Source organism: Burkholderia guangdongensis (assembly GCF_013403875.1).
GTDB classification, from domain to species: Bacteria; Pseudomonadota; Gammaproteobacteria; order Burkholderiales; family Burkholderiaceae; genus Burkholderia; species Burkholderia guangdongensis.
The window spans coordinates 17,208-38,184 of sequence record NZ_JACBNX010000008.1 but is presented as its reverse complement, the minus strand read 5'-3'; the positions used below and the strand labels follow the sequence as shown (position 1 = coordinate 38,184).

Sequence of the window (20,977 nt, the reverse complement as noted above, 5' to 3'; positions counted from 1 at the left end):
TGGGGGCTTACCTGCGATGCTGACAATGAACGCCGATCTCCACTGCCATTCGAATGTTTCCGACGGGCTGCTTGCGCCTGCCGACGTCGCGCGCCGCGCGCATGCGGGCGGCGTGACGCTGTGGGCGCTGACCGATCACGACGAGGTCGGGGGCCAGGCGGACGCGCGCCGTGAAGCGGAAGCGCTCGGCATGCGCTATCTGACGGGCGTCGAGATCTCGGTGACGTGGGCGTCGCGCACGGTCCATATCGTCGGGCTGCACGTCGACACGGCCGACCCGGCGCTCGTCGACGGGCTGTACCGCACGCGCCACGGCCGTGCGGCCCGCGCGGAGGCGATCGGCGAGAAGCTCGCGTCGATCGGCATTCCGGGCGCGTATGAAGGCGCGCTGAAATACGTGTCGAATCCCGATCTGGTGTCGCGCACGCATTTCGCGCGCTTTCTGGTCGAGAGCGGCCACGCGCAATCGACGTCCGACGTGTTCGACCGCCTGCTCGGCGACGGCAAGCCCGGCTACGTGCCGCACCGCTGGGCGACGCTCGCAGACGCGGTGCGCTGGATCCGTGGCGCGGGCGGCGAGGCGATCGTCGCGCATCCGGGCCGCTATCGCTATACGCCGGTCGAATTCGACGCGTTCTTCGGCGAGTTCATCGATCTCGGCGGCCGCGCGATCGAGGTCGTGACCGGCAGCCATACGCCGGATCAGTATCGCGAATATGCGGACGTCGCGCGCCGCTTCGGCTTCGAGGCGTCGCGCGGTTCGGATTTCCACGCGCCGGGCGAGGGGCGAGTCGACCTCGGCAGCCTGCCGCCGCTGCCCGCCGACCTGACGCCGGTCTGGGAACGCTGGCTCTGACGTCGCCGCGTGCGCGGGCGGCGAGCGCCGCCTGGCATGCGCCCGTTCCCTCCATTACAACGTGCCCCCATGTCCCAATTTTTCAGGATCCATCCGGACAATCCGCAGCCGCGCCTGACCAAGCAAGCGGTAGAGATCGTCAACGATGGCGGCGTGATCGCGCTGCCGACCGATTCCAGCTACGCACTCGCGTGCCATCTCGACGACAAGGACGCGGTCGAGCGCGTGCGCCGGATTCGCGGCCTCGACGAGAAGCAGCATCTGTCGCTGCTCGTGCGCGACCTGTCGGAGCTCGCGAACTTCGCGATGGTCGACAACCGTCAATTCCGGCAGATCAAGTCGGTGACGCCGGGGCCGTACGTGTTCATCCTGCAGGCGACGAAGGAGGTGCCGCGGCGGCTGTCGCATCCGTCGCGCAAGACGATCGGGCTGCGCGTGCCCGACCACGCGATCACGCTCGCGCTGCTCGAGACGCTCGGGCAGCCGCTGCTCGGCACGACGTTGATCCTGCCGGGCGACGACGATCCGCTGAACGATCCGGACGAGATCCGCGGGCGGCTCGAGAAGCAGGTCGACCTCGTGATCGACGGCGGCGCGTGCCCGCGCGAGCCGTCGACCGTGATCGACCTTTCCGGCGACGCGCCGCAACTCGTGCGCGCCGGGCGCGGGCCGCTCGCGCCGTTCGGGCTCGACGCCGCGTGAGCGGCCCGGGCGGTTCCGTCGCCTTCCGTCACCTTCCGTCACCATGCAGCGCGCTTGTTACAATAGTCCGTTATGGATGCTTCCCTGATACAGACCATCGTCGTCTACGCGCTGCCGGTGATCTTCGCGATCACGCTGCACGAGGCCGCGCACGGCTACGCCGCGCGCCTGCTCGGCGACAACACCGCTTACATGATGGGGCGCGTGTCGTTCAATCCGATGCGCCACATCGATCCGATCGGCACGATCGCGATTCCGCTCGTGATGTATTTCCTGACCGGCGGCGCGTTCCTGTTCGGCTACGCGAAGCCGGTTCCCGTGACGTTCCGCAACCTTCGCGATCCGCGCTGGGGCAGCCTGTGGGTGTCGCTCGCCGGGCCGGCGTGCAACTTCGTGCAGGCGTTCGTCTGGGGTGTGGTGGCGATCGCGCTGCACGCGGCGGCGATCGACGAACCGTTCTTCACCGGCATGGCGCGCGCGGGCGTCAGCGCGAACCTCGTGCTCGGCGTGCTGAACCTGTTTCCGCTGCCGCCGCTCGACGGCGGCCGCATTCTGGCGGCGCTGTTGCCGCCGAAGCAATCGATCGCGCTGTCGCGCATCGAGCCGTACGGCTTCCTCGTCGTGCTCGTGCTCGTCGGGACGGGCGTGCTGACGAATTTCTGGCTGCGTCCGCTCGTCAACATCGGCTACGACGTGCTGAACGCGATCCTGACTCCTCTCGCTTCGCTTTTCTAACGACAATCATGTTCCCAGACCGTATTTTTTCCGGCATGCGTCCCACCGGGTCGCTGCATCTCGGCCACTACCACGGCGTGCTGAAAAACTGGGTGAAGCTGCAGTCCGAGTACCCGTGCTTCTTCTGCGTCGTCGACTGGCACGCGCTGACCACGCACTACGAGACGCCCGAGGTGATCGAGAAGAACGTGTGGGAAGTGCTGATCGACTGGCTCGCATCGGGCATCGATCCCGCGCAGGCGACGCTGTTCATCCAGAGCAAGGTGCCCGAGCACGCGGAGCTCGCGCTGCTGCTCGGCATGAGCACGCCGCTCGGCTGGCTCGAGCGCGTGCCGACGTACAAGGAGCAGATCGAGAAGCTGAAGGACAAGGATCTGTCGACGTACGGCTTCCTCGGCTATCCGGTGCTGATGGCGGCGGACATCCTGCTGTATCGCGGCTCGCTCGTGCCGGTCGGCGAGGATCAGGTGCCGCACGTCGAGATGACGCGCGAGATCGCGCGCCGTTTCAACTATCTGTACGGCCGCGAGGCGGACTTCGAGGAGAAGGCGAACGACGCCGCGAAGAAGCTCGGCGGCAAGCGCGCGAAGCTCTATCACGAACTGCGCAACGCGTATCAGCAGGAAGGCGACGACGAGGCGCTCGAGCAGGCGCGCGCGATGCTGCAGGAATCGCAGAGCCTGTCGATGAGCGACCGCGAGCGGCTGTTCGGCTATCTCGAAGGCGCGCGCAAGATCATCCTCGTCGAGCCGCAGGCGCTGTTGACCGCCGCGTCGCGGATGCCGGGCCTCGACGGCCAGAAGATGTCGAAGTCGTACGGCAACACGATCGGGCTGCGCGAGGACGCGGAGACGATCACGAAGAAGGTCCGCACGATGCCGACCGATCCGGCGCGCGTGCGCCGCAGCGATCCGGGCGATCCGGACAAGTGCCCGGTCTGGCAGCTGCATCAGGTCTACACGGACGACGCGACGCACGAATGGGTGCAGCAGGGCTGCCGCTCGGCGGGCATCGGCTGCCTCGACTGCAAGCAGCCGGTGATCGAAGGGATCCTGCGCGAGCAGCAGCCGATGCTCGAGCGCGCGCAGAAGTACATGGACGATCCGTCGCTGCTGCGCGCGATCGTCGCCGACGGCTGCGACAAGGCGCGCAAGTACGCGACGGAAACGATGCGCGACGTGCGCGAGGCGATGGGGCTGTCGTACAGCTGACGTGAAACGGCTCCCACGCTCACTTCGTTCGCTGTCCCCCGAGGGGGCGGTCCGGCGAAGCCCGACATGACGCACGAACCGGCCATCGCCAGTGCCGCCGCCGCGCACGGCGCACTCGCCGAGCCGTCGCGCTGGGTCGCCCGCTGGGCGCATCTGGTCGCGCCGGGCGGCGCGGTGCTCGACGTCGCCGCGGGCGGCGGGCGCCATGCGCGCTGGTTCGCCGCGCGCGGCCATCCGGTCGTCGCGCTCGATCGCGATCCGGGCGCGCTCGCGTCGCTGCGCGCGATCCCGGGCGTCGACGCGCGCGAGGCCGACCTCGAAGGCGCGCCGTGGCCGCTGCCGGCCGACGCGCAGGGCGTGCAGGGCGTGCAGGACGCGCGGTTCGCGGCCGTGATCGTCACCCATTATCTGCATCGCCCGCTCTGGCCCCATCTGATCGACGCGCTCGCGCCGGGCGGCGTGCTGATCTACGAAACGTTCGCGCGCGGAAACGAAACGGTCGGAAAGCCGTCCAATCCGGCATTCCTGCTCGCGCCGGGCGAGCTGCTGGACGCGGTGCGGGGCCGGTTGCGCGTCGTCGCGTTCGAGGACGGTTTCCTCGCGGCGCCGCGCGACGCGTTCGTCCAGCGGATCTGCGCGGTGCGCGCGCCGGCGGACGTTGCGGCGGGGGCGGGATTTCCGCGTTACGTACTGACTGGCTAATCCGCTACAATCGACATTTACCGGTTCTAAATCAATCGCTTTTCATGGCTAACGGCACCCAAGACGGCATTCAATTCCGCGGCAGCATGCCCGCGATCGTCACCCCGATGCTCGAAGACGGCAGTCTCGATCTGCCGGCATTCCGCAAACTGATCGACTGGCACATCGAAGAGGGCACCGATGCGCTCGTCGTGGTCGGCACCAGCGGCGAATCGGCGACACTTTCGGTCGAGGAACACGTTCTGATGATCGAGACCGCGGTCGAGCACGCGGCGAAACGAATCCCGATCATCGCGGGCGCGGGCGGCAACTCGACCACCGAGGCGATCGAGCTGACCAGGCGCGCGAAGGCGGTCGGCGCGGACGCGACGCTGCAGGTCGTGCCGTACTACAACAAGCCGACGCAGGAAGGGATATATCGCCACTTCAAGGCGATCGCCGAGGCGGTCGACCTGCCGGTGATCCTGTACAACGTGCCGGGTCGCACGGTCGCGGACATGTCGATCGACACGATGCTGCGCCTCGCGCAGGTGCCGGGCATCGTCGGCGTGAAGGAGGCGACGGGCAACATCGATCGCGCCGCGTGGCTGATCAAGGGCGCGCCGAAACATTTCGCGATCTACAGCGGCGACGATCCGACCGCGATCGCGCTGATGCTGCTCGGCGGCCACGGGAACATCTCGGTCACCGCGAACGTCGCGCCGCGCGCGATGAGCGAACTGTGCCGCGCGGCGCTTGCGGGCGACGCGAAGACCGCGCGCGAGCTGCACTTGAAGCTGCTGTCGCTGCACAAGAATCTGTTCATCGAGGCGAACCCGATCCCGGTGAAGTGGGCGCTGCAGGCGATGGGCAAGATGCAGGGCGGCATTCGCCTGCCGCTCACGCCGCTCGACGCGGGCTGCCACGAAGCGGTGCGCTCGGCGCTCGCCGAGGCTGGCATTCTTTGACCGATATCCGCGGCGGCCACGCCCGGCCGCCGTTCACCCCGCACGATCAACCCGCACCGCACCGGCCGGCTCTGTCCGGCGCCGCTCGTGACGAGCGTTCTAGCAAGACGAAGGACTCCATGAAACGTTTCGCCTTTTCCTCTCGCGCCATCCAGATTTCGACGGTGGCGCTTGCGCTGGGCGCGCTCGCCGGCTGTGACACGCTGAACGATTATCTGGCCCCGGACAAGGTCAACTACAAGGCGACCGGCTCCGCGCCGCCGCTCGCGGTGCCGAACGATCTGACCGCCGTGCCGCTCAAGCCGCAGTACGCGGCGCCGCCGACCGGCGCGGGGCTCGGCACGCTGCCGCAGCGCACGATGACGGCGGCCGGCAACGCGACGGAAGGCGCGCCGAGCGTGCAGGATCCGCTCGGCATGCACATCGAGCGCGACGGCGACCGGCGCTGGCTCGTCGTCGACGGCCGCACGCCCGACCAACTGTGGCCGCAGCTGAAGGAATTCTGGCAGGACAACGGCTTCACGCTGAAGACCGATGCGCCGGCGACCGGCATCCTGGTCACCGACTGGGCCGAGAACCGCGCGAACGTTCCCGACGACTGGTTCCGCCGCACGATCGGCAAGGTCGTCGACTTCGTCTACGATTCGGGCACGCGCGACAGCTTCCGCACGCTCGTGAGCCGCACGGCGGACGGCAACACCGACATCTCGATCACGCACAGCGCGATGGAGGAAATGATGGTCGGCCCGCAGGGCGGCACGACGTCGCGCTGGGAGGAGCGTCCGCGCAATCCGGTGCTCGAGGCCGTGTTCCTGACGAAGCTGACGCAAAAGCTCGGCCTGACCGAAGCGCAGGCGAAGCAACTGCTGACCGACGCGCGGCCCGCGACGACGCCGGCCCAGGTTGCCGACACGAGCGCCGGCGTGGCGACGCTGCAACTCGCCGAATCGTTCGATCGCGCGTGGCTGCGCGTGGGCATCGCGCTCGACCGCACGAATTTCACGGTCGACAACCGCGACCGCGAGAAAGGGCTCTATTACGTCCGCTATGCGGATTCGATGCAGGAACTCAAGCGCGACGGCCTGTTCGGCAAGCTGTTCTATAGCGGCCCGAAGGCCGCGAAGCCGGGCAAGGAGTTCATCGTCAACGTGCGCGGGGAGAACGGCGGCGGCACGCAGATCGCCGTCGTCGACGCGAACGGCCAGGTCGACAACTCGTCGGACGCCCAGCGGATCATTTCGCTGCTCCACGCGCAGTTGAACTGAGCGCGTGCGGTTCGCGAGCCTCGGCAGCGGCAGCGAGGGCAACGCGCTCGTAGTCGTTGCGTCGAGCGGCACGACCACGACGCGCGTGCTGCTCGACTGCGGCTTTTCCGCGAAGGAGGTCGAGCGCAGGCTCGGCCGTCTCCATCTTTGCGTCGACGATCTCGATGCGATCCTGATCACGCATGAACACAGCGACCACGTCGGCAGCGCGCTGACGCTCGCCCGGCGCGCGTCGCTGCCGGTCTACACGAGCTGGGGCACCGCGCGCGCGGTCGGCGCCGACGACGCGGGCGTCGATCTGCACGTGCTATGGGGCGACGAGACGGTCCGGATTCGTGATCTCGAGGTGCTGCCCTATACCGTCCCTCACGACGCCCGTGAGCCGCTGCAATTCGTCTTCATGGATGGCCGACACCGTCTCGGCGTGCTGACCGACGTCGGCACGTCGACGCCGCATATCGCCGAGGTGCTGAGCGGCTGCGACGCGCTCGTGCTCGAATCCAACCACGACGTCGCGATGCTGGCCGCGAGCCGCTATCCGAAGTCGCTGAAAGCGCGGATCGGCGGGAACCACGGGCATCTGAGCAACGACGCGGCGGCGGGCATTCTCGCGTCGCTCGACCGTAGCCGTCTTCGGCATCTGGTTGCCGCGCATCTGAGCCAGCAGAACAATCGTCCGGAACTGGCGTCGCAGGCCTTTGCGGCCGTGCTCGGCACGGACGGCAGCGACGTGATCGTGGCGTCGCAGGACGCGGGCTTCGACTGGCTGAGCCTCGGGTGAGGGGGCGCCACGGGCACTACGGGCCGCGCGACGGCCCGTAGCGCGCTTCGGACGGGTGTCGAAGCGCAGGACGTAAAAAAAACCGGCCCCTCGGGCCGGTTTTTTTTCAGCTTGATGCTGAGACTTACTGGCTCGCGCCCGAAGCCGGAGCAGCAGCCGATGCACCAGCATCGCTCGCAGCAGCAGCCGGCGCTTCGCTTGCAGCAGCCGACGAAGCAGCAGCCGTCGCGTCGCTCGCAGCAGCAGCAACCGACGAAGCAGCCGACGATGCGGCAGCCGATGCGTCGCTAGCAGCCGACGAAGCAGCTTGATCGGCGCTCTTGTTGCAAGCAGCCAGAGCAACAGCAGCCAACAGGGAAGCTACGAGGAGGGATTTCTTCATGATCACGTCCTTTTATGGTTAAAGGTAAGCAACAGCGCGAAACAATACCGGTAATGTGCTCCAACACCGACCTGGGCCGCTGGTGGAGACGCACTTCTAGAGCGTGAATCTTCCCTACGGCTTGGGCGGAAATTATATGCACTTTCCTATCGACCGTCGACCAATGCGGGGTCAATACGTTGTCTTTCCCATACAAATGTTGACTTGTATGGGCATACGGACCAAGTCACACTAATCCCGGTCACCGACCCGTATCCAGCCCGCACAATACCACTCGTGCAGCAAGGCTGTCACCGACGGAGCCCCGGATAGTGTTACAAAGCGTTTCGCCTCCATGCGGCGCCGATTGGCCAGATCGGGCAGCCAATCGGCCGTCCGGTCGAGCACATTCTCCTCGCCGTTGATGAAGTACGAGCGCGCGTTATACAACAATGCGGCGCGTCTGTCGAGCCGCAGGCCTCGCTTTGCCGCCTGCGCCGCGAATGCCTGGGCCGACAGCGCACGCGCCGGCGGCTCGAACACGACGTTCGGCTTCGGCTCGCTCAGGTAGCAGCCGAGGAACGCGGCGACGTCGCGCTTGCGCCACGCGATCTCGCCGACGATCGCCGCGACGCGCTCGACCATCGCCGGCGGCAGCTCGGCGGGCGCGGCGACGGCGGGCTGCTTCGGGTCGCGATACAGGTCGTCACCGAGCGCGCCGTCGCGCAGGTTGCCGCGCTCGGCGAGATGGTAGAGGAACTGCGCGCCCAATTCCCCGGCGGCCGGAGCCCTGAAGCCGATCGAGCACGTCATGCATTCGCCGTCGGCGATGCCGTCGTGCGCGATGTGCGGCGGCAGGTACAGCATGTCGCCCGGCTCGAGCACCCATTCGTCGGTCGGCTCGAAATGCTCGAGGATCTTCAGCGGCACGCCGGGCTTCAGCGACAGGTCGCGCTGCGCGCCGATGCGCCAGCGGCGCTTGCCGTGCACCTGAAGCAGGAACACGTCGTACGAATCGAAGTGCGGACCGACGCCGCCGCCGTCGGTCGCATACGAGATCATCAGGTCGTCGAGGCGCGCGTCGGGCACGAAACGGAACCTGTCGAGCAGCGCGCGCGCCGCGTCGTCGTGCAGGTCGAGGCCCTGTACGAGCAGCGTCCACGCGCGGCGCGTGACGGGCGGCAGCGCACCGTCGTCGAACGGTCCGTGCGCCAGTTGCCACTTGTTACGAAAATGCGTAATCAGACGCGATTCGGTGTCGAAATCGGCCGCGAGCGCGAACAGCGCATCGCGCGAGATCGGCGGCACGACGTCCGGAATCGCCTGGCGGATCAGCAGCGGCTTCTTTTGCCAGTAGCGGCGCATGAACTGGGCCGGGGTGAGGCCGCCGAGCAGCGGAGTCGGCATATCGGGCGGCGGCGCGCCGCACGCGGCGGATGCATCGGCCGACGGTTCGGCTTGGGACTTGCGCATCGTATAATGTGCTTTGTATTCGGGAGAGAATTGGATGAAGATCGCAAAAAACACCGTCGTTTCGGTCGCTTACAAGCTGTCGGATGCGCAAGGCAATCTGATCGAGGAAAGCGACGAGCCGATGGTCTATCTGCACGGCGGCTATGATGGCACGTTCCCCAAGATCGAGGAACAGCTCGACGGTCACGAGCCTGGCTATGAGGCGCAGATTCAGCTCGAACCGCAGGACGCGTTCGGCGACTACGATCCCGAACTCGTGAAGATCGAACCGCGCGATCGTTTCCCCGAGCCGCTCGAGGTGGGCATGCAGTTCGAAGGCACGCCCGAGGACGGCGACGAAGAAGTCGATGCGCTGATCTACACGGTGACCGACGTCGCCGAAGACAAGGTCGTGCTCGATGGCAACCATCCGCTCGCGGGGATGGCGCTGCGTTTCTCGCTGACCGTCAAGGACGTGCGCGAAGCGACCGAGGACGAGATCGAGCATGAGCACGCGCACGGCGCGGAAGGGCTCGAAATCGTCGACGAGGACGACGAAGACGAGGACGACGACAAGCCGTCAGGGCCCACGCTGCACTGAACTCGCCGGCACGCCCGGCGTCGGGGCGGACAGCGGTGCCGGCCCCGGCGCGGACGAGCCGCTGCTCGCTGCCGCGCCGTCGCCCGGCAGCGGCGGCGCGACCGACGACGAATCCGGCAGCGCGGGCAGCGCCGGGATTTCCGGCATCTGCGGCAGCGGTGTCTCGTCGCGCGGAACCGTCGGCAGGGTGGGCGGCACCGGCAGATTCCTCGGCACTTCCTGCAGGCTCACGTTGAACGGCGTTCGCAGCACCGGGTTCACCGCGATGCGTATCCACTGATTCGCGGGCTGACGCGGGCCGATCGCGATGCGCGTCACGTTGCCGACGAGTTCCCCGTTGTCGGCATGCAGCGGGCGGTCGATCGCGAAGCCGTACGGCAGCGTTTCGTTGTCCGCATGAATGATGACGATCGGGCCGCGGAAAATCGACGCGGCCTTCACCAGGCTCCGTTTCAATTCATGAAAGCCGTCGCGCCCTCGCGGCCGGCTGAAACGCAGCCATGCGAAGCGCTCCGCGCGCTCGTAGCGGTCGAACTGCGGATTCCCTTCGAAGAACATCACGAGTGCACGCGCGCCGCGCCGCTTCGCATATTCAGCCGAATGCTCGATCCAGAAGCCGTTCGCGATCACGCGATCCTCGAACTCGCCGTTGCGTCCGCCGGCGGTCAGGTAATGGTTGTTCGGCGCCGGCACGTTGAGCGCGACGAACACCGTGTCGTCGTGCATCCAGCGTGCATTCTCCCTATACGGATGGAAGCGGGGGACTTCGCTTTCCCGCGTGATTGGCGGCGCATTCGGATCCGGTGACGACGGATCGGTCAGCAGCGTCTGCCGCAGGAAATCGAGGCGCTCGACCGGATCGTACGAGCCGCCGGCGGCCGTGCCGCACGTGATCCAGTCGTCGTGGCCGGGAACGAACACGATCGGCACGCGCGATACCGCGAGGATCGCGCCGCGCTGCAGATACAGCGAATCGCGGCACGCTTCGTTCGGCCCTTTCAGATTCCCCGTGTAGACGACGAATGCGACGTTGCGATCGCGCGCGATCGCTTCGAACATCCGTTGCGCGGACGCTTCGTCGCCGGGCGATTCGATCGCGCCCGACACGACCGCGAACGAATAGCGCGTGTCGCTGCCGCGTGCGGGCGCGGCTTGCGCGCCCGACTGCGCGAGCGCGAACGACGCGGCCGCGATCAGCGCGGCCGCGAGCCGCGCCTGCAGGCCGACTGCCCCGCGCTCACGCGTGTTCGTCGGCATCGTGCGACTGGACGAGCGTGCGCAGTTGGTAGAGCAGGTCGAGCGCGTCGCGCGGCTTCAGATCGTCGGGATCGATCGCGCGCAGTTTTTCGAGCGCGGGATGCGGTGCGCTCGCGCGCGGCACGTCGTCCGCGCATTCGAGATCGTCGAGCACGGGCGGTGCGCTGAACAGGTCGAGCTGCGGCGTGTGCTGCGCGGCGGACTGCTGCTCGAGATGCGCGAGATGCTTGCGCGCCGCGCGAATCACCGGCGCCGGCACGCCGGCGAGCTGCGCGACCTGCAGGCCGTAGCTCTGGTTCGCGGGGCCTTCGTTGACCGCGTGCAGAAACACGATCCCATGCCCGTGCTCGACCGCGGACAGATGCACGTTTGCCGCGTGCGGGAATTCGCTCGGCAGTTGCGTGAGCTCGAAGTAGTGCGTCGCGAACAGCGTGTAGCAGCCATTGTGCGAGAGCAGATGACGCGCGATCGCCCACGCGAGCGCGAGGCCGTCGAACGTCGACGTGCCGCGGCCGATCTCGTCCATCAGCACGAGGCTCTGCGGCGTCGCATCGTTCAGGATCGCGGCCGCTTCGGTCATCTCGACCATGAATGTCGAGCGTCCGCCCGCGAGATCGTCAGCCGCACCGATTCGCGTGAAGATCCGGTCGATCGGGCCGAAGCGCGCGGACCGCGCGGGCACGTAGCTGCCGACGTAGGCCATCAGCGCGATCAGCGCGGTCTGCCGCATGAACGTCGATTTACCGCCCATGTTCGGGCCGGTGATCAGCAGCAGCTTGCGATCGGCGGTCAACTGGCAGTCGTTCGCGATGAACTGCTCGACCTGCGCCTCGACGACCGGATGGCGGCCCTGCTCGATCTCGATGCCGATGTCGTCGCTGAAGCTCGGCGCGACCCAGTCGAGCGCACGGGCGCGCTCCGCGAATGCGGCGAGCAGGTCGAGCTCCGCGAGCGCGGACGCGACGCGCTGGCATTCGGGGATGAACGGCAGCAGCGCCTGCAGCACGCCGTCGTACAGCGAGCGTTCGCGCGCGAGCGCGCGCTCCTGCGCGGACAGCGCCTTGTCCTCGAACGTCTTCAGCTCGGGCGTGATGTAGCGCTCCGCGTTCTTCAGCGTCTGACGGCGGCGGTAGTCGTCGGGGACCTTGTCGGTCTGGCCGCGCGTGACCTCGATGTAGAAGCCGTGCACCTTGTTGTATTCGACGCGCAGGTTCGCGATGCCGGTGCGCGCGCGCTCGCGCGCCTCGAGGTCGATCAGGAACTGGCCGCAGTTTTCCGAGATGTCGCGCAGCTCGTCGAGTTCCGCGTCGTAGCCGCACGCGATCACGCCGCCGTCGCGCACCATCGCGGCCGGCTCGGTGGCGATCGCGCTCGTCAGCAGATCGAGGCACTCGCCGGGCGGCACGAGCGCGCCATCGAGTCGCGCGAGCGAATCCGCATCGCCGACGATCGGCGCGATGCGCTCGCGCAGCGCCGGCAGCGCGGCGAACGTGTCGCGCAGGCTCGACAGATCGCGCGGCCGCGCGGAGAGCAGCGCGAGGCGGCCGGTGATCCGCTCGACGTCGGCGATCTGCCGCAGCGCGCTGCGCAGCGTGTCGACGCTCGCGTGCGCGGGCGCGTCGAGCAGCGCGCCGATCGCCTGCTGGCGCGCCTGCGCGGCGACCGACGCGCGCGGCGGATGATGCAGCCAGTGGCGCAGGAGCCGGCTGCCCATCGTCGTGCAGCAGGTGTCGAGCAGCGAGTACAGCGTCGGCGATTCAGTGCCGCGCAGCGTCTCGGTCAACTCGAGATTGCGGCGCGTGGCCGGGTCGAGTCCGATGTATTCGGTTTCGTTCTCGACCTTGAGGCTGCGCACGTGCCGCAACTGCTGGCCCTGCGTCGCCGCCGCGTACAGCAGCAGCGCGCCTGCAGCGCCGCACGCGCTCGTCAGCGAATGCGCGCCGAAGCCTTCGAGGCTCGCGACGTCGAGCTGATCGCACAGGCGCTGCGTGCCCGACGCGACGTCGAAGTGCCAGTCCGGCACGCGCCGGATCGTGCCGGTGCCCGGTGCAATCGCGTCGGCCGATGCGTCGGGCGTCAGGATCTCGGCCGGGCGGATGCGTTCGAGCGCGGCACCGAGCTGGTCGGGCGCGATCTCGGCGAGCCGCAGCGCGCCGCTCGCGAGATTCAGCCACGCGAGGCCGATGTTGACCGCGACGCCGCGCTTGTTGTGCCCGCTGCAGGTCGCGAGCAGGTAGACGTCGTTCTTGTCGGACAGCAGCGCCGCGTCGGTCAGCGTGCCCGGCGTGACGACGCGCACGACCTTGCGCTCGACCGGGCCTTTCGACGTTGCCGGATCGCCGATCTGCTCGCAGATCGCGACCGATTCACCCATCTTCACGAGCTTCGCGAGGTACTGCTCGACCGCGTGATGCGGGACGCCGGCCATCTTGATCGGATTACCCGCCGACGCGCCGCGCTGCGTGAGGGTCAGGTCGAGCAGGCGCGCGGCCTTTTCCGCGTCGTCGAAGAACAACTCGTAGAAATCGCCCATCCGGTAGAAGACGAGCGTGTCGGGGTGGTCGGCCTTGATGCGCAGGTATTGCTGCATCATCGGCGTGTGATTGCTGACAGCAGCTTCTGTCAGCTGCTGTTTTGATTTTGTGATTTCCTGCACGTCCTTATCCATCAACGCTTTCCGTCCATTCGAGGGCCTTCGCGATCGAACTCCCCCGCGTCGCGACATCTTGCTAAATTTCGTTCGTAAGCATAACTCTTCATATTTGTAAGACAAAAAAAGTTACGCCGGCATGCTACTGGCGTTAGCAGAAAGTTACGCCGAGGGCCGATGAGATTCGACGCACGCAGGGCAAAGCAGCTTTTGCCGGGTACATACATGAGCATCGACGGCTGTCCCGGGCTGCGCCTGAAAGCAACCCAGACTCGTTGGGCCTGGGTCTATCGCTTCAAGTCGCCCGTCGACGAACGGATGCGTCAAATCAAAATCGGCGAGTGGCCCGCGCTGTCGTTGGCTGCGGCCGTCGTTGCGTGGGAACACCTGAAAGATGATCGCAAATCCGGCAACGATCCGGTACTAGCCAGACGGCTAAGCAAAAGCACTGTCGGCGATATGGTACAGCAGGCGCATTCGCCGACACTGCGGCAAGTTTGTCGGGGCTATCTCGAGGGGCACGTCGAGCGGCACAGGAAGGCGAAAAACCGAGGAAACCTCAGACCTCTTGGAAGGCGAAATTTCTGGGGAAGCTCATAAGAGACGGGCGCGCGTCGCCAAGCCGCCCAAGCGTCGCGACGGTATTATGGGTCCGGGGTCGGTCAGTGTTGAACATTCGATTGTCAGGGCTGCAGCATTGGCGGATGTGCTGTATTCCATGCGTCGCCTCATAGAGACGCGCGGGGCCGCACGCATTTCGTTCAGGTCAAATGTGGTTTCCCATATCGGTCGAGCATGCTGCAGACTACTGCTAAGATATGGCGGCGTCTGGTTTGCGGCTGCGTGCCATGTGCCATCGGCCACGCGGAGAATCGTGCGGAGAGAATTGGTTGAATGAGGTTCGCCTATGCCCTACTACTGGCAACAGCTCTCGGGTCAATTCGATTTCATTGCCGTGCGAAAGTGGCGGCTCGGCAACGGCGACAAGCAATCGTCAATCGATGTCCAAATGGACTATTGGAACCTCGAAGTCAAGTGCTCGCTTGAGTATATTCATGCCATGGAGGTCGGCAAGAAGCTACTCGATGCCATTGCCAAGTCGGATCCTTCATCCCGCTTTCCAATCGAGACGGGAAACAATGTATTGGCGGCGGTTAAAGTGATGATCGAGCCTCGATATGGGGAAGGTGATCGGATCGACGGTGCAGATATGTTGCCGCCCGGCACGAGGCGTTGGTGCGGCGATGTCGAGCCACTTCCGAATGGAAAAGACCGCTACGATGCCTGGATGAAGGGTATGCAATCGATAAGCACAGACGAAAAATCGGCGGCGATTCGCTCGATGCGAAATGTGAATTCGTCGGAAGTCAGCAGCTCAAGCAGCGACTCCGCGTTTTATGCCGACGATGGTAAGGCCGGAGGAGGCGCGACAGCCATTATTTGTTGGCAGCCATCATTGGCTGCATTCGGGCCGAGTGGTGGGTATATACCGCCGCACGTAGGATTGGCTCACGAACTCATTCATGCACTGCACTATCTGACGGGAACCGCGATACGGACCAGGCAAGAAGAAGAAAACCTGACGGTTGGCTGTGGAAAAGTGGGAAATAAATCGTTCGATACGACGAACGTGGGCGATTTACCGGAGATTTGCGAAAACCGATTCAGGGCCGAATTAAAGCTTCCGCTCACCACCGAGTACAAGCTATAAAAATGTCGTTCGAGTGTTGGAGGGAGTGCCCCTTGAAGTTGACCCCTTTCCGTGAACGGTTGGGTAGTTAAATTTTAAGCATGTGGAGTGATGCACCGGGCCGGCTGTCGACTTGAATCAATTCGCATAATTGAAGGCCAAACGCGATCGATTGTTCAAACGATCGAGCGGCGGCCGATCCGCTTGGGGTATCGGTTCGCCGCCGCCAAAACGGCCCTAAAAAGCGATGTTGGCTATTTCATAGCAAAGCTGTTTGAGACAAAACAATCCGGCTGGTATGATTTGGCGACCCTATGGGAGACAAACAATGACATACGAAGCGCAAATCAGCCGCAACGGCCCGACCGCATTTTTGTTTGTCGTCGATCAGTCTGGCTCGATGTCGGACAAAATGTCCTCAGGCAAGAGCAAGGCGGAGTTTGTCGCCGACGCGCTCAATCGCACGCTGATGAATTTGGTGACGCGCTGCACAAAATCCGAAGGGGTTCGAGACTACTTCGACGTCGGCGTTATCGGATACAACGGCAACGGCGTGTCGAACGGATTGTCGGGCGCGCTCGGATCACAAATCCTGCATCCTATCTCGGCATTCGAGCAAAATCCGTCGAGAATCGAAGATCGCAAGCGCAAGCAGGATGACGGAGCGGGTGGCATCGTCGAAACGACGGTCAAGTTTCCAGTTTGGTTTGATCCGGTCGCCACGGGCGGAACGCCGATGCGTGCAGCGCTGACTCGGGCCGCCGAGGAGCTCGTCGCTTGGTGCGACGCTCACCCCGACAGCTACCCGCCGACGATCCTCCACGTGACCGACGGCGAATCCACGGACGGTGATCCCGAGGAGCTTGCCAGCCACGTTCGGCAAATCCGCACGAATGACGGCGAAGTGCTTCTTTTCAATCTCCACGCGAGCACGCTTGGGCACAACCCGATCAGCTTCCCGTCGGCTGAATCGGGGTTGCCGGACAGCTTCGCGAAACTGCTGTTCCGGATGTCGAGCCCGTTGCCCGACCACCTGATTCGCTTCGCGCAAAACGACGGCGCCGCAATCGCCATGGAGGCGCGAGGGTTTACTTTCAACGCCGAAGCTGCGGAGATTGTCCAGTTCTTCGACATCGGAACCCGCGCCGCGCAATTGCGTTGATATCACGATGAGACAGGAGTTCGCCGGCAGCGTTCCGAAGGAGCTCGGTAGCCCGGAAGCCAACGAAGACGCGCTCGCGATTCCGGTTGGCTCGAACCGCTTCGCGCTCTCGGATGGCGCGAGCGACTCGTTCGATTCGAAGTTGTGGGCCAAATTGTTGGCAAATCGCTTTGTCGATGATCCAGGCGTGAACCCGGCGTGGGTCGACGACGCTCTCGCGAACTACGAGGCAGCGCATGACTTTTCGTCGATGTCCTGGTCGAAGCAGGCGGCCTTCGAGCGCGGCAGCTTCGCCACCCTGTTGGGTGGCGAGTATCTCGCCGATCACCACGCCGTGGAGCTGCTGGCCGTCGGAGACAGCATCGCGCTGTTGATCGACGAAGATCGGCTGGTTTGCGCTTGGCCGTTCGACGACCCCGAGCGGTTTCAAGAGCGTCCGTCGTTGCTGTCGACCATCCGTCGCCACAACGGCTTTCTCGACGCGGGCGATTTCTGGACGCGGCATGGCACGACGCTCCACCTCGACAAATTGAACGTTCCTCGGCTCTTGTGCATGACAGACGCATTGGGCGAGTGGGCGCTTCGCTCGGCGCGCGAGAACTGCGACGGGCTTCTCGAACTGGCATCGCTGAGACGCGAGGAGCAACTGGCTGAATTGGTGTTGAGGGAGCGCGCAACGAGGCGCATGCGAGTCGACGACTCGACGTTGCTCGTTCTCTCGTTTGAACGCGAAGCGCGCGATGGCCTATCCGTCTCTCGAGCAATATAACAACGCCTTCAACAACCACTCGATGTGGCTGACCGACCCTGAGCTTAAAGGCGGGAGGGTGGGGACTACAGGCATGGGGCTTCCCCTTGCCATTAGCGGCGGATTCGCGCTGACCTACACCATCACGGCGGGGTCAAAAAAATACGCCGTGCGCTGCTTCCATCGAGAGTCGAAGGCGTTGGAACGGCGATACACAGCCATCTCCAAGCGTCTAGTTGCCATGCGTTCGCCGTATTTTCTCGACTTCCAATTCCAGCAAAAAGGAATCCGCGTCGAGGGCGGAGAATATCCGATCGTCAAAATGGCATGGGCGAAAGGCGAGACGCTCGGTGAGTTCCTCGAGGACAATCACGGGTCCCCGCAAGCCCTCGGAGCGCTTGCTTCTTCGCTTGAATCATTGTCCGTGTTTCTCGAAAAGGAGTGCATCGCTCACGGAGACATCCAGACGGGCAACCTAATGGTGTCCAGCGGGGGCATGAGCGTCCAACTGATCGACTACGACGGCATGTGGATTGACGAGATAAAGGATCTCGGCAGCGCGGAGCTCGGACACGTCAATTTTCAACACCCAGGCCGCAAAGACGCCAACCCGTTCGACTCGACGCTCGATCGCTTCTCGCTAATTTCCTTATGGCTGTCGATTGAGGCCCTCCGAACCGATCCGTCGATTTGGGGAAAGACGAACTCGGAAATCGACGCAATCGTATTTCGTGCGAGCGATTTCATTGATCCCAGTTCGTCGCCGGGGTTTGCGCTTCTCGCGTCAAAGGCGGGGTTGGCGCAAAAAGCCAAGGCGTTTGCTGCAATCTGCGCGTCGCCGATGCAGAAGGCCCCGACTTTGGCCGACTTCATCGCGGGCAGAAACATGCCGCCACTCCCGGCGAGCGTTGTACTCACCGGCAAGATGGCCGAAGGCAAGTCGAGGGTAGGATACATTGGGGCGTATGAAGTTCTCTCCGCGACCGAATACGAGGCTTGCTTGCTGCGGGTGGGCAACAAGGTCGAAGTGATTGGCAAGATCGTTGAAGTGAAGAATGATGTGGCGAGGAATCGCAAGCCCTACATCTTCGTAAATTTCGGACCATGGCGGGGCCGTATTTTCAAGATCGCAATATGGAGCGACGGCCTTGACACGCTGCGCACAAAGCCAGACGATTCTTGGGTTGGCAAATGGGTTAGCGTCATCGGCTTGATGGAGCCACCGTTCGAGAGTAAAAAATATCGCTATTCGCACGTATCCATCAACGTCACCGCAGTTGGCCAAATGACACTCCTTTCGGAAGCCGACGCGCGCTGGCGTCTGGCCGGACCGAAGGCCGGCGCGCCGGCCTCGCGAGACATTGCTGCCAATCGCGAGATCCTTGGCAAGGTCCAAGGCAGCTCGCGCTCGAAAGACGCAATGCAGGCGGCGCGGCCCTCGCTGCCGTCCTCATCGCGACCGACACCGCCGCGACCAGCTTCGCCGCCGGCGCGCGTTTCGCCTAACCAGAGCGTATTGAATGCCATCCGCGCATCTTCGGCTCCTCCGCCTACGACGCGCCCAACACCGCCGCCCGCATCGCCCGGCTCGCGATCGAAAGCGCCGACCAGCTCGACGGCTGGCAGATCCATCGGCGCCGGGCAGCGCCCGTCGCAGCGAGGGCTGCTTCAAAGGTTGTTTAGCTGGTTGTTCCGTTGAAAGTCCGCCACGGGTGATTGCGAAAATGCATTTGATTGGCGACGGCCGCACGCAGAATCTCGACGGATAGTTGCCGGCCTCACACGGATTCGCCATCGGACGGCATATGCGCAACGAGAGCTCTGTGAGGCTGGGCGCGGATTTCGGATGCCAATCAACGACGCGACACACTGTCGTCCGCATACCGCGCGAGCGCGCCGTAGCATTCCGGCCGCCGGTCGCGGAATACGCCCCAGCTCCGGCGCTTCAGCGCGAGCGCGTCCAGATCGAATTCCGCGGTCAGCACGGCGGATTCCGTCCGGTTCGCCTCGGCGATCTTCTCGCCGTCCGGCCCCGCGATGAACGAGCTGCCGTAGAACGTGATCGCGCCCGTTTCGCCATGCTCGGTGCCGATCCGGTTGCTCGCGACGAGCGGCATCACGTTCGCGGCCGCGTGGCCGCGCTGCACGTTCTGCCAGTGCTTGCTCGAGTCGATCGTCGCGTCGTGCGGCTCGCTGCCGATCGCGGTCGGATAGAGCAGGATCTCCGCGCCCATCAGCGCCATTGTGCGCGCGCACTCGGGGAACCACTGGTCCCAGCAGATGCCGACGCCGATCCGCCCGTACTTCGTGTCCCACACCTTGAAGCCGGTGTCGCCCGGCGAAAAATAATACTTCTCCGTATAGCCGGGCCCGTCCGGAATGTGGGTTTTACGGTACACGCCGAGCGCGCTGCCGTCGGCGTCGAAGATCGCGATCGAATTGAATTGCGTATTGCCCGCGCGCTCGAAGAAGCTCACCGGCAGCACGACGTCGAGCTCGCGCGCGAGCGCCGCGAAGCGGCCGAGCCACGGATGCCCGTCGTACGGGTGCGCGAGGTCGTTGTACGCGGCATTCTGGTCGATGCAGAAATACGGGCCGGCGAACAGCTCCTGCAACAGCACGATCTGCGCGCCCGCGCGCGCGGCTTCGCGCACGGTCCGTTCGGCGAGCGCGAGGTTCGCTTCGGTATCCCGGCTGATTGCCATCTGCGTGGCGGCGACGACGATTTTTCTCATCACGGCTCCTTCACCCTGTGTGGTCGACCGGAACGGCCCGGTCGATCGTCCGTATTGGTCCGGACAGCTTGTCTGTGATAATAAGTGAATAAATTCGACCCGAATTGTGCTTGTTTCGCACACCATTTGTGCGTGAAAGGAAAATATGAGGCGAATCGACATGCTCGCCGCGATCGAAACGTTCGTGTGCGCGGTCGAGGAGGGCAGCCTGAGCGGTGCCGCTCGCCGGCTCGCGAAAACGCCGTCGGCGGTCACGAAGGCGATCGCGGGCCTCGAGGCGTCGCTCGGCGTGCGGCTCTTCGAGCGCACGACGCGCACGCTCGTGTTGACCGAGAGCGGGCGGCTCTATCTGGCGACTGCGACCGACGTGCTGCAGCGCCTCGCCGACGGTTCGCGGCAACTGGTCGAGCACGACGACGAGCCGCGCGGGCTGCTGCGGGTGACGGCCGCGCATTCGTTCGGGCAGTCGGTGCTGGCGTCGCTCTGCGCGCCGTTCAGCCAGGCGTTTCCGCGGGTGCAGCTCGAGCTGTCGCTGTCGGACCGGTACGTCGACATCGTCGGCGAGGGCTTTGACCTCGCGCTGCGGATGGGCAATTACGAGCTGCCGAACCAGATCGTGAAGACGATCGGGGCGAACCGCAGCTTGCTGTGCGCGAGCCCCGGCTATCTCGCGCGGCGCGGCGTGCCGGCGGCGCCCGACGCGCTCGCGCACCACGACTGCATCGTGTATCGGCACCCGGCGCTGAGCAGCGTCTGGCATTTCGACCGCGCGTTCGGCGCAGCGGCGACGGTCGAGCCGCGCGGGCCGATCGTCACCGACAGCTACAACCTCGCGCGCGCGGCGGCCGTCGGCGGCGCCGGGTTCCTGCCTTGTCTGTACTGGAGCGTGGTGCCGGAGCTCGAAAGCGGCAGCCTCGTGCCGGTGCTGACCGACTGGCGGCTCAGTAGCGCGAGCTTCGGCGAGGATCTCATTTGCGCGGTGTATCCGGTCAGCCGGCGTGGCTCCGCGAAGATCCAGAAGCTACTCGAACTCGTGCAGGCGCGGCTCGCGGACGACGAGGCGCGCATCGCGGCGGTGACGTCGGCCATGCGCTGAGCGTGGCGGTTCAAAAGACGACGGCC

At 65.1% G+C, this 20,977-nt stretch carries 20 protein-coding genes; 16 read left to right on the top strand and 4 right to left on the bottom strand.

Annotated features, from left to right (window positions below; genetic code table 11):
- Nucleotides 1-25: 25 nt before the first annotated feature.
- The 9 genes from HZI36_RS09495 (at nucleotide 26) to HZI36_RS27215 (ending at nucleotide 7,490) form a co-directional block, all read left to right on the top strand.
- Complete coding sequence (locus HZI36_RS09495; protein WP_179402398.1) at nucleotides 26-856, top strand: 3',5'-nucleoside bisphosphate phosphatase; 831 nt, start codon at nucleotides 26-28, stop codon at nucleotides 854-856.
- Nucleotides 857-925: 69 nt separating this feature from the next.
- Nucleotides 926-1,558, top strand: coding sequence for an L-threonylcarbamoyladenylate synthase (locus HZI36_RS09490; protein WP_179402397.1), 633 nt, complete (start codon nucleotides 926-928; stop codon nucleotides 1,556-1,558).
- Nucleotides 1,559-1,630: 72 nt separating this feature from the next.
- Nucleotides 1,631-2,293 (top strand): site-2 protease family protein, encoded by a 663-nt coding sequence (locus HZI36_RS09485; protein ID WP_179402396.1) that lies wholly within the window; start codon nucleotides 1,631-1,633, stop codon nucleotides 2,291-2,293.
- A gap of 8 nt (nucleotides 2,294-2,301) precedes the next feature.
- Complete coding sequence (locus tag HZI36_RS09480) at nucleotides 2,302-3,504, top strand: tryptophan--tRNA ligase (RefSeq protein ID WP_179402395.1); 1,203 nt, start codon at nucleotides 2,302-2,304, stop codon at nucleotides 3,502-3,504.
- Nucleotides 3,505-3,570: 66 nt separating this feature from the next.
- Nucleotides 3,571-4,206, top strand: a complete 636-nt coding sequence (locus tag HZI36_RS09475) for a class I SAM-dependent methyltransferase (protein ID WP_179402394.1) — start codon at nucleotides 3,571-3,573, stop codon at nucleotides 4,204-4,206.
- A gap of 44 nt (nucleotides 4,207-4,250) precedes the next feature.
- Nucleotides 4,251-5,153, top strand: coding sequence for a 4-hydroxy-tetrahydrodipicolinate synthase (gene dapA, locus HZI36_RS09470; RefSeq protein WP_179402393.1), 903 nt, complete (start codon nucleotides 4,251-4,253; stop codon nucleotides 5,151-5,153).
- Nucleotides 5,154-5,272: 119 nt separating this feature from the next.
- On the top strand, nucleotides 5,273-6,418 hold the full coding sequence (bamC, locus tag HZI36_RS09465; RefSeq protein WP_179402392.1) for an outer membrane protein assembly factor BamC: 1,146 nt from the start codon (nucleotides 5,273-5,275) through the stop codon (nucleotides 6,416-6,418).
- Nucleotides 6,419-6,422: 4 nt separating this feature from the next.
- On the top strand, nucleotides 6,423-7,199 hold the full coding sequence (locus HZI36_RS09460) for an MBL fold metallo-hydrolase (protein WP_179402391.1): 777 nt from the start codon (nucleotides 6,423-6,425) through the stop codon (nucleotides 7,197-7,199).
- A 159-nt stretch (nucleotides 7,200-7,358) separates the two neighbouring features.
- Nucleotides 7,359-7,490: a hypothetical protein gene (locus HZI36_RS27215; protein WP_281376262.1), complete on the top strand. Its 132-nt coding sequence runs from the start codon at nucleotides 7,359-7,361 to the stop codon at nucleotides 7,488-7,490.
- A 322-nt stretch (nucleotides 7,491-7,812) separates the two neighbouring features.
- Here the strand turns inward: HZI36_RS27215 and HZI36_RS09455 are convergent, their stop codons facing one another.
- Nucleotides 7,813-9,033 (bottom strand): cupin domain-containing protein, encoded by a 1,221-nt coding sequence (locus HZI36_RS09455; protein WP_179402390.1) that lies wholly within the window; start codon nucleotides 9,031-9,033, stop codon nucleotides 7,813-7,815.
- A gap of 34 nt (nucleotides 9,034-9,067) precedes the next feature.
- On the opposite strand from HZI36_RS09455, the gene HZI36_RS09450 reads away from it, so the two are divergent.
- Nucleotides 9,068-9,613: an FKBP-type peptidyl-prolyl cis-trans isomerase gene (locus HZI36_RS09450; RefSeq protein ID WP_179402389.1), complete on the top strand. Its 546-nt coding sequence runs from the start codon at nucleotides 9,068-9,070 to the stop codon at nucleotides 9,611-9,613.
- Here HZI36_RS09450 and HZI36_RS09445 read toward each other — a convergent pair.
- Entirely contained in the window at nucleotides 9,593-10,870 is a 1,278-nt protein-coding gene (locus HZI36_RS09445) for a hypothetical protein (protein WP_179402388.1), read from the bottom strand. The genes HZI36_RS09450 and HZI36_RS09445 overlap by 21 nt on opposite strands.
- Nucleotides 10,851-13,538 carry a DNA mismatch repair protein MutS gene (mutS, locus tag HZI36_RS09440; protein WP_425485213.1) on the bottom strand — a complete coding sequence of 896 codons (2,688 nt, stop codon included), beginning with the start codon at nucleotides 13,536-13,538 and terminating at the stop codon, nucleotides 10,851-10,853. Before mutS ends, HZI36_RS09445 begins: the two co-directional genes overlap by 20 nt.
- A 207-nt stretch (nucleotides 13,539-13,745) precedes the next feature.
- Between mutS and HZI36_RS09435 the strand changes: the two genes are divergently transcribed.
- From HZI36_RS09435 to HZI36_RS09415, 5 genes are all read left to right on the top strand, one after another.
- On the top strand, nucleotides 13,746-14,120 hold the full coding sequence (locus tag HZI36_RS09435) for an integrase arm-type DNA-binding domain-containing protein (protein ID WP_246327029.1): 375 nt from the start codon (nucleotides 13,746-13,748) through the stop codon (nucleotides 14,118-14,120).
- 307 nt (nucleotides 14,121-14,427) lie between these two features.
- Entirely contained in the window at nucleotides 14,428-15,231 is an 804-nt protein-coding gene (locus HZI36_RS09430; protein ID WP_179402386.1) for a M91 family zinc metallopeptidase, read from the top strand.
- Nucleotides 15,232-15,538: 307 nt separating this feature from the next.
- Nucleotides 15,539-16,372, top strand: a complete 834-nt coding sequence (locus HZI36_RS09425) for a vWA domain-containing protein (RefSeq protein ID WP_179402385.1) — start codon at nucleotides 15,539-15,541, stop codon at nucleotides 16,370-16,372.
- A 7-nt stretch (nucleotides 16,373-16,379) separates the two neighbouring features.
- Nucleotides 16,380-17,141, top strand: coding sequence for a hypothetical protein (locus HZI36_RS09420; RefSeq protein WP_179402384.1), 762 nt, complete (start codon nucleotides 16,380-16,382; stop codon nucleotides 17,139-17,141).
- Nucleotides 17,113-18,819 (top strand): protein kinase family protein, encoded by a 1,707-nt coding sequence (locus HZI36_RS09415; protein WP_179402383.1) that lies wholly within the window; start codon nucleotides 17,113-17,115, stop codon nucleotides 18,817-18,819. The genes HZI36_RS09420 and HZI36_RS09415 overlap by 29 nt, the downstream gene beginning before the upstream one ends.
- 154 nt (nucleotides 18,820-18,973) lie before the next feature.
- On the opposite strand, the gene aguB is transcribed toward HZI36_RS09415, so the two are convergent.
- Nucleotides 18,974-19,855 (bottom strand): N-carbamoylputrescine amidase, encoded by an 882-nt coding sequence (gene aguB / locus HZI36_RS09410; RefSeq protein WP_179402382.1) that lies wholly within the window; start codon nucleotides 19,853-19,855, stop codon nucleotides 18,974-18,976.
- A 145-nt stretch (nucleotides 19,856-20,000) separates the two neighbouring features.
- Between aguB and HZI36_RS09405 the strand changes: the two genes are divergently transcribed.
- A complete protein-coding gene (locus HZI36_RS09405; protein WP_179402381.1) occupies nucleotides 20,001-20,951 on the top strand; it encodes a LysR family transcriptional regulator in 951 nt (316 codons plus the stop codon).
- Nucleotides 20,952-20,977: the final 26 nt, after the last annotated feature.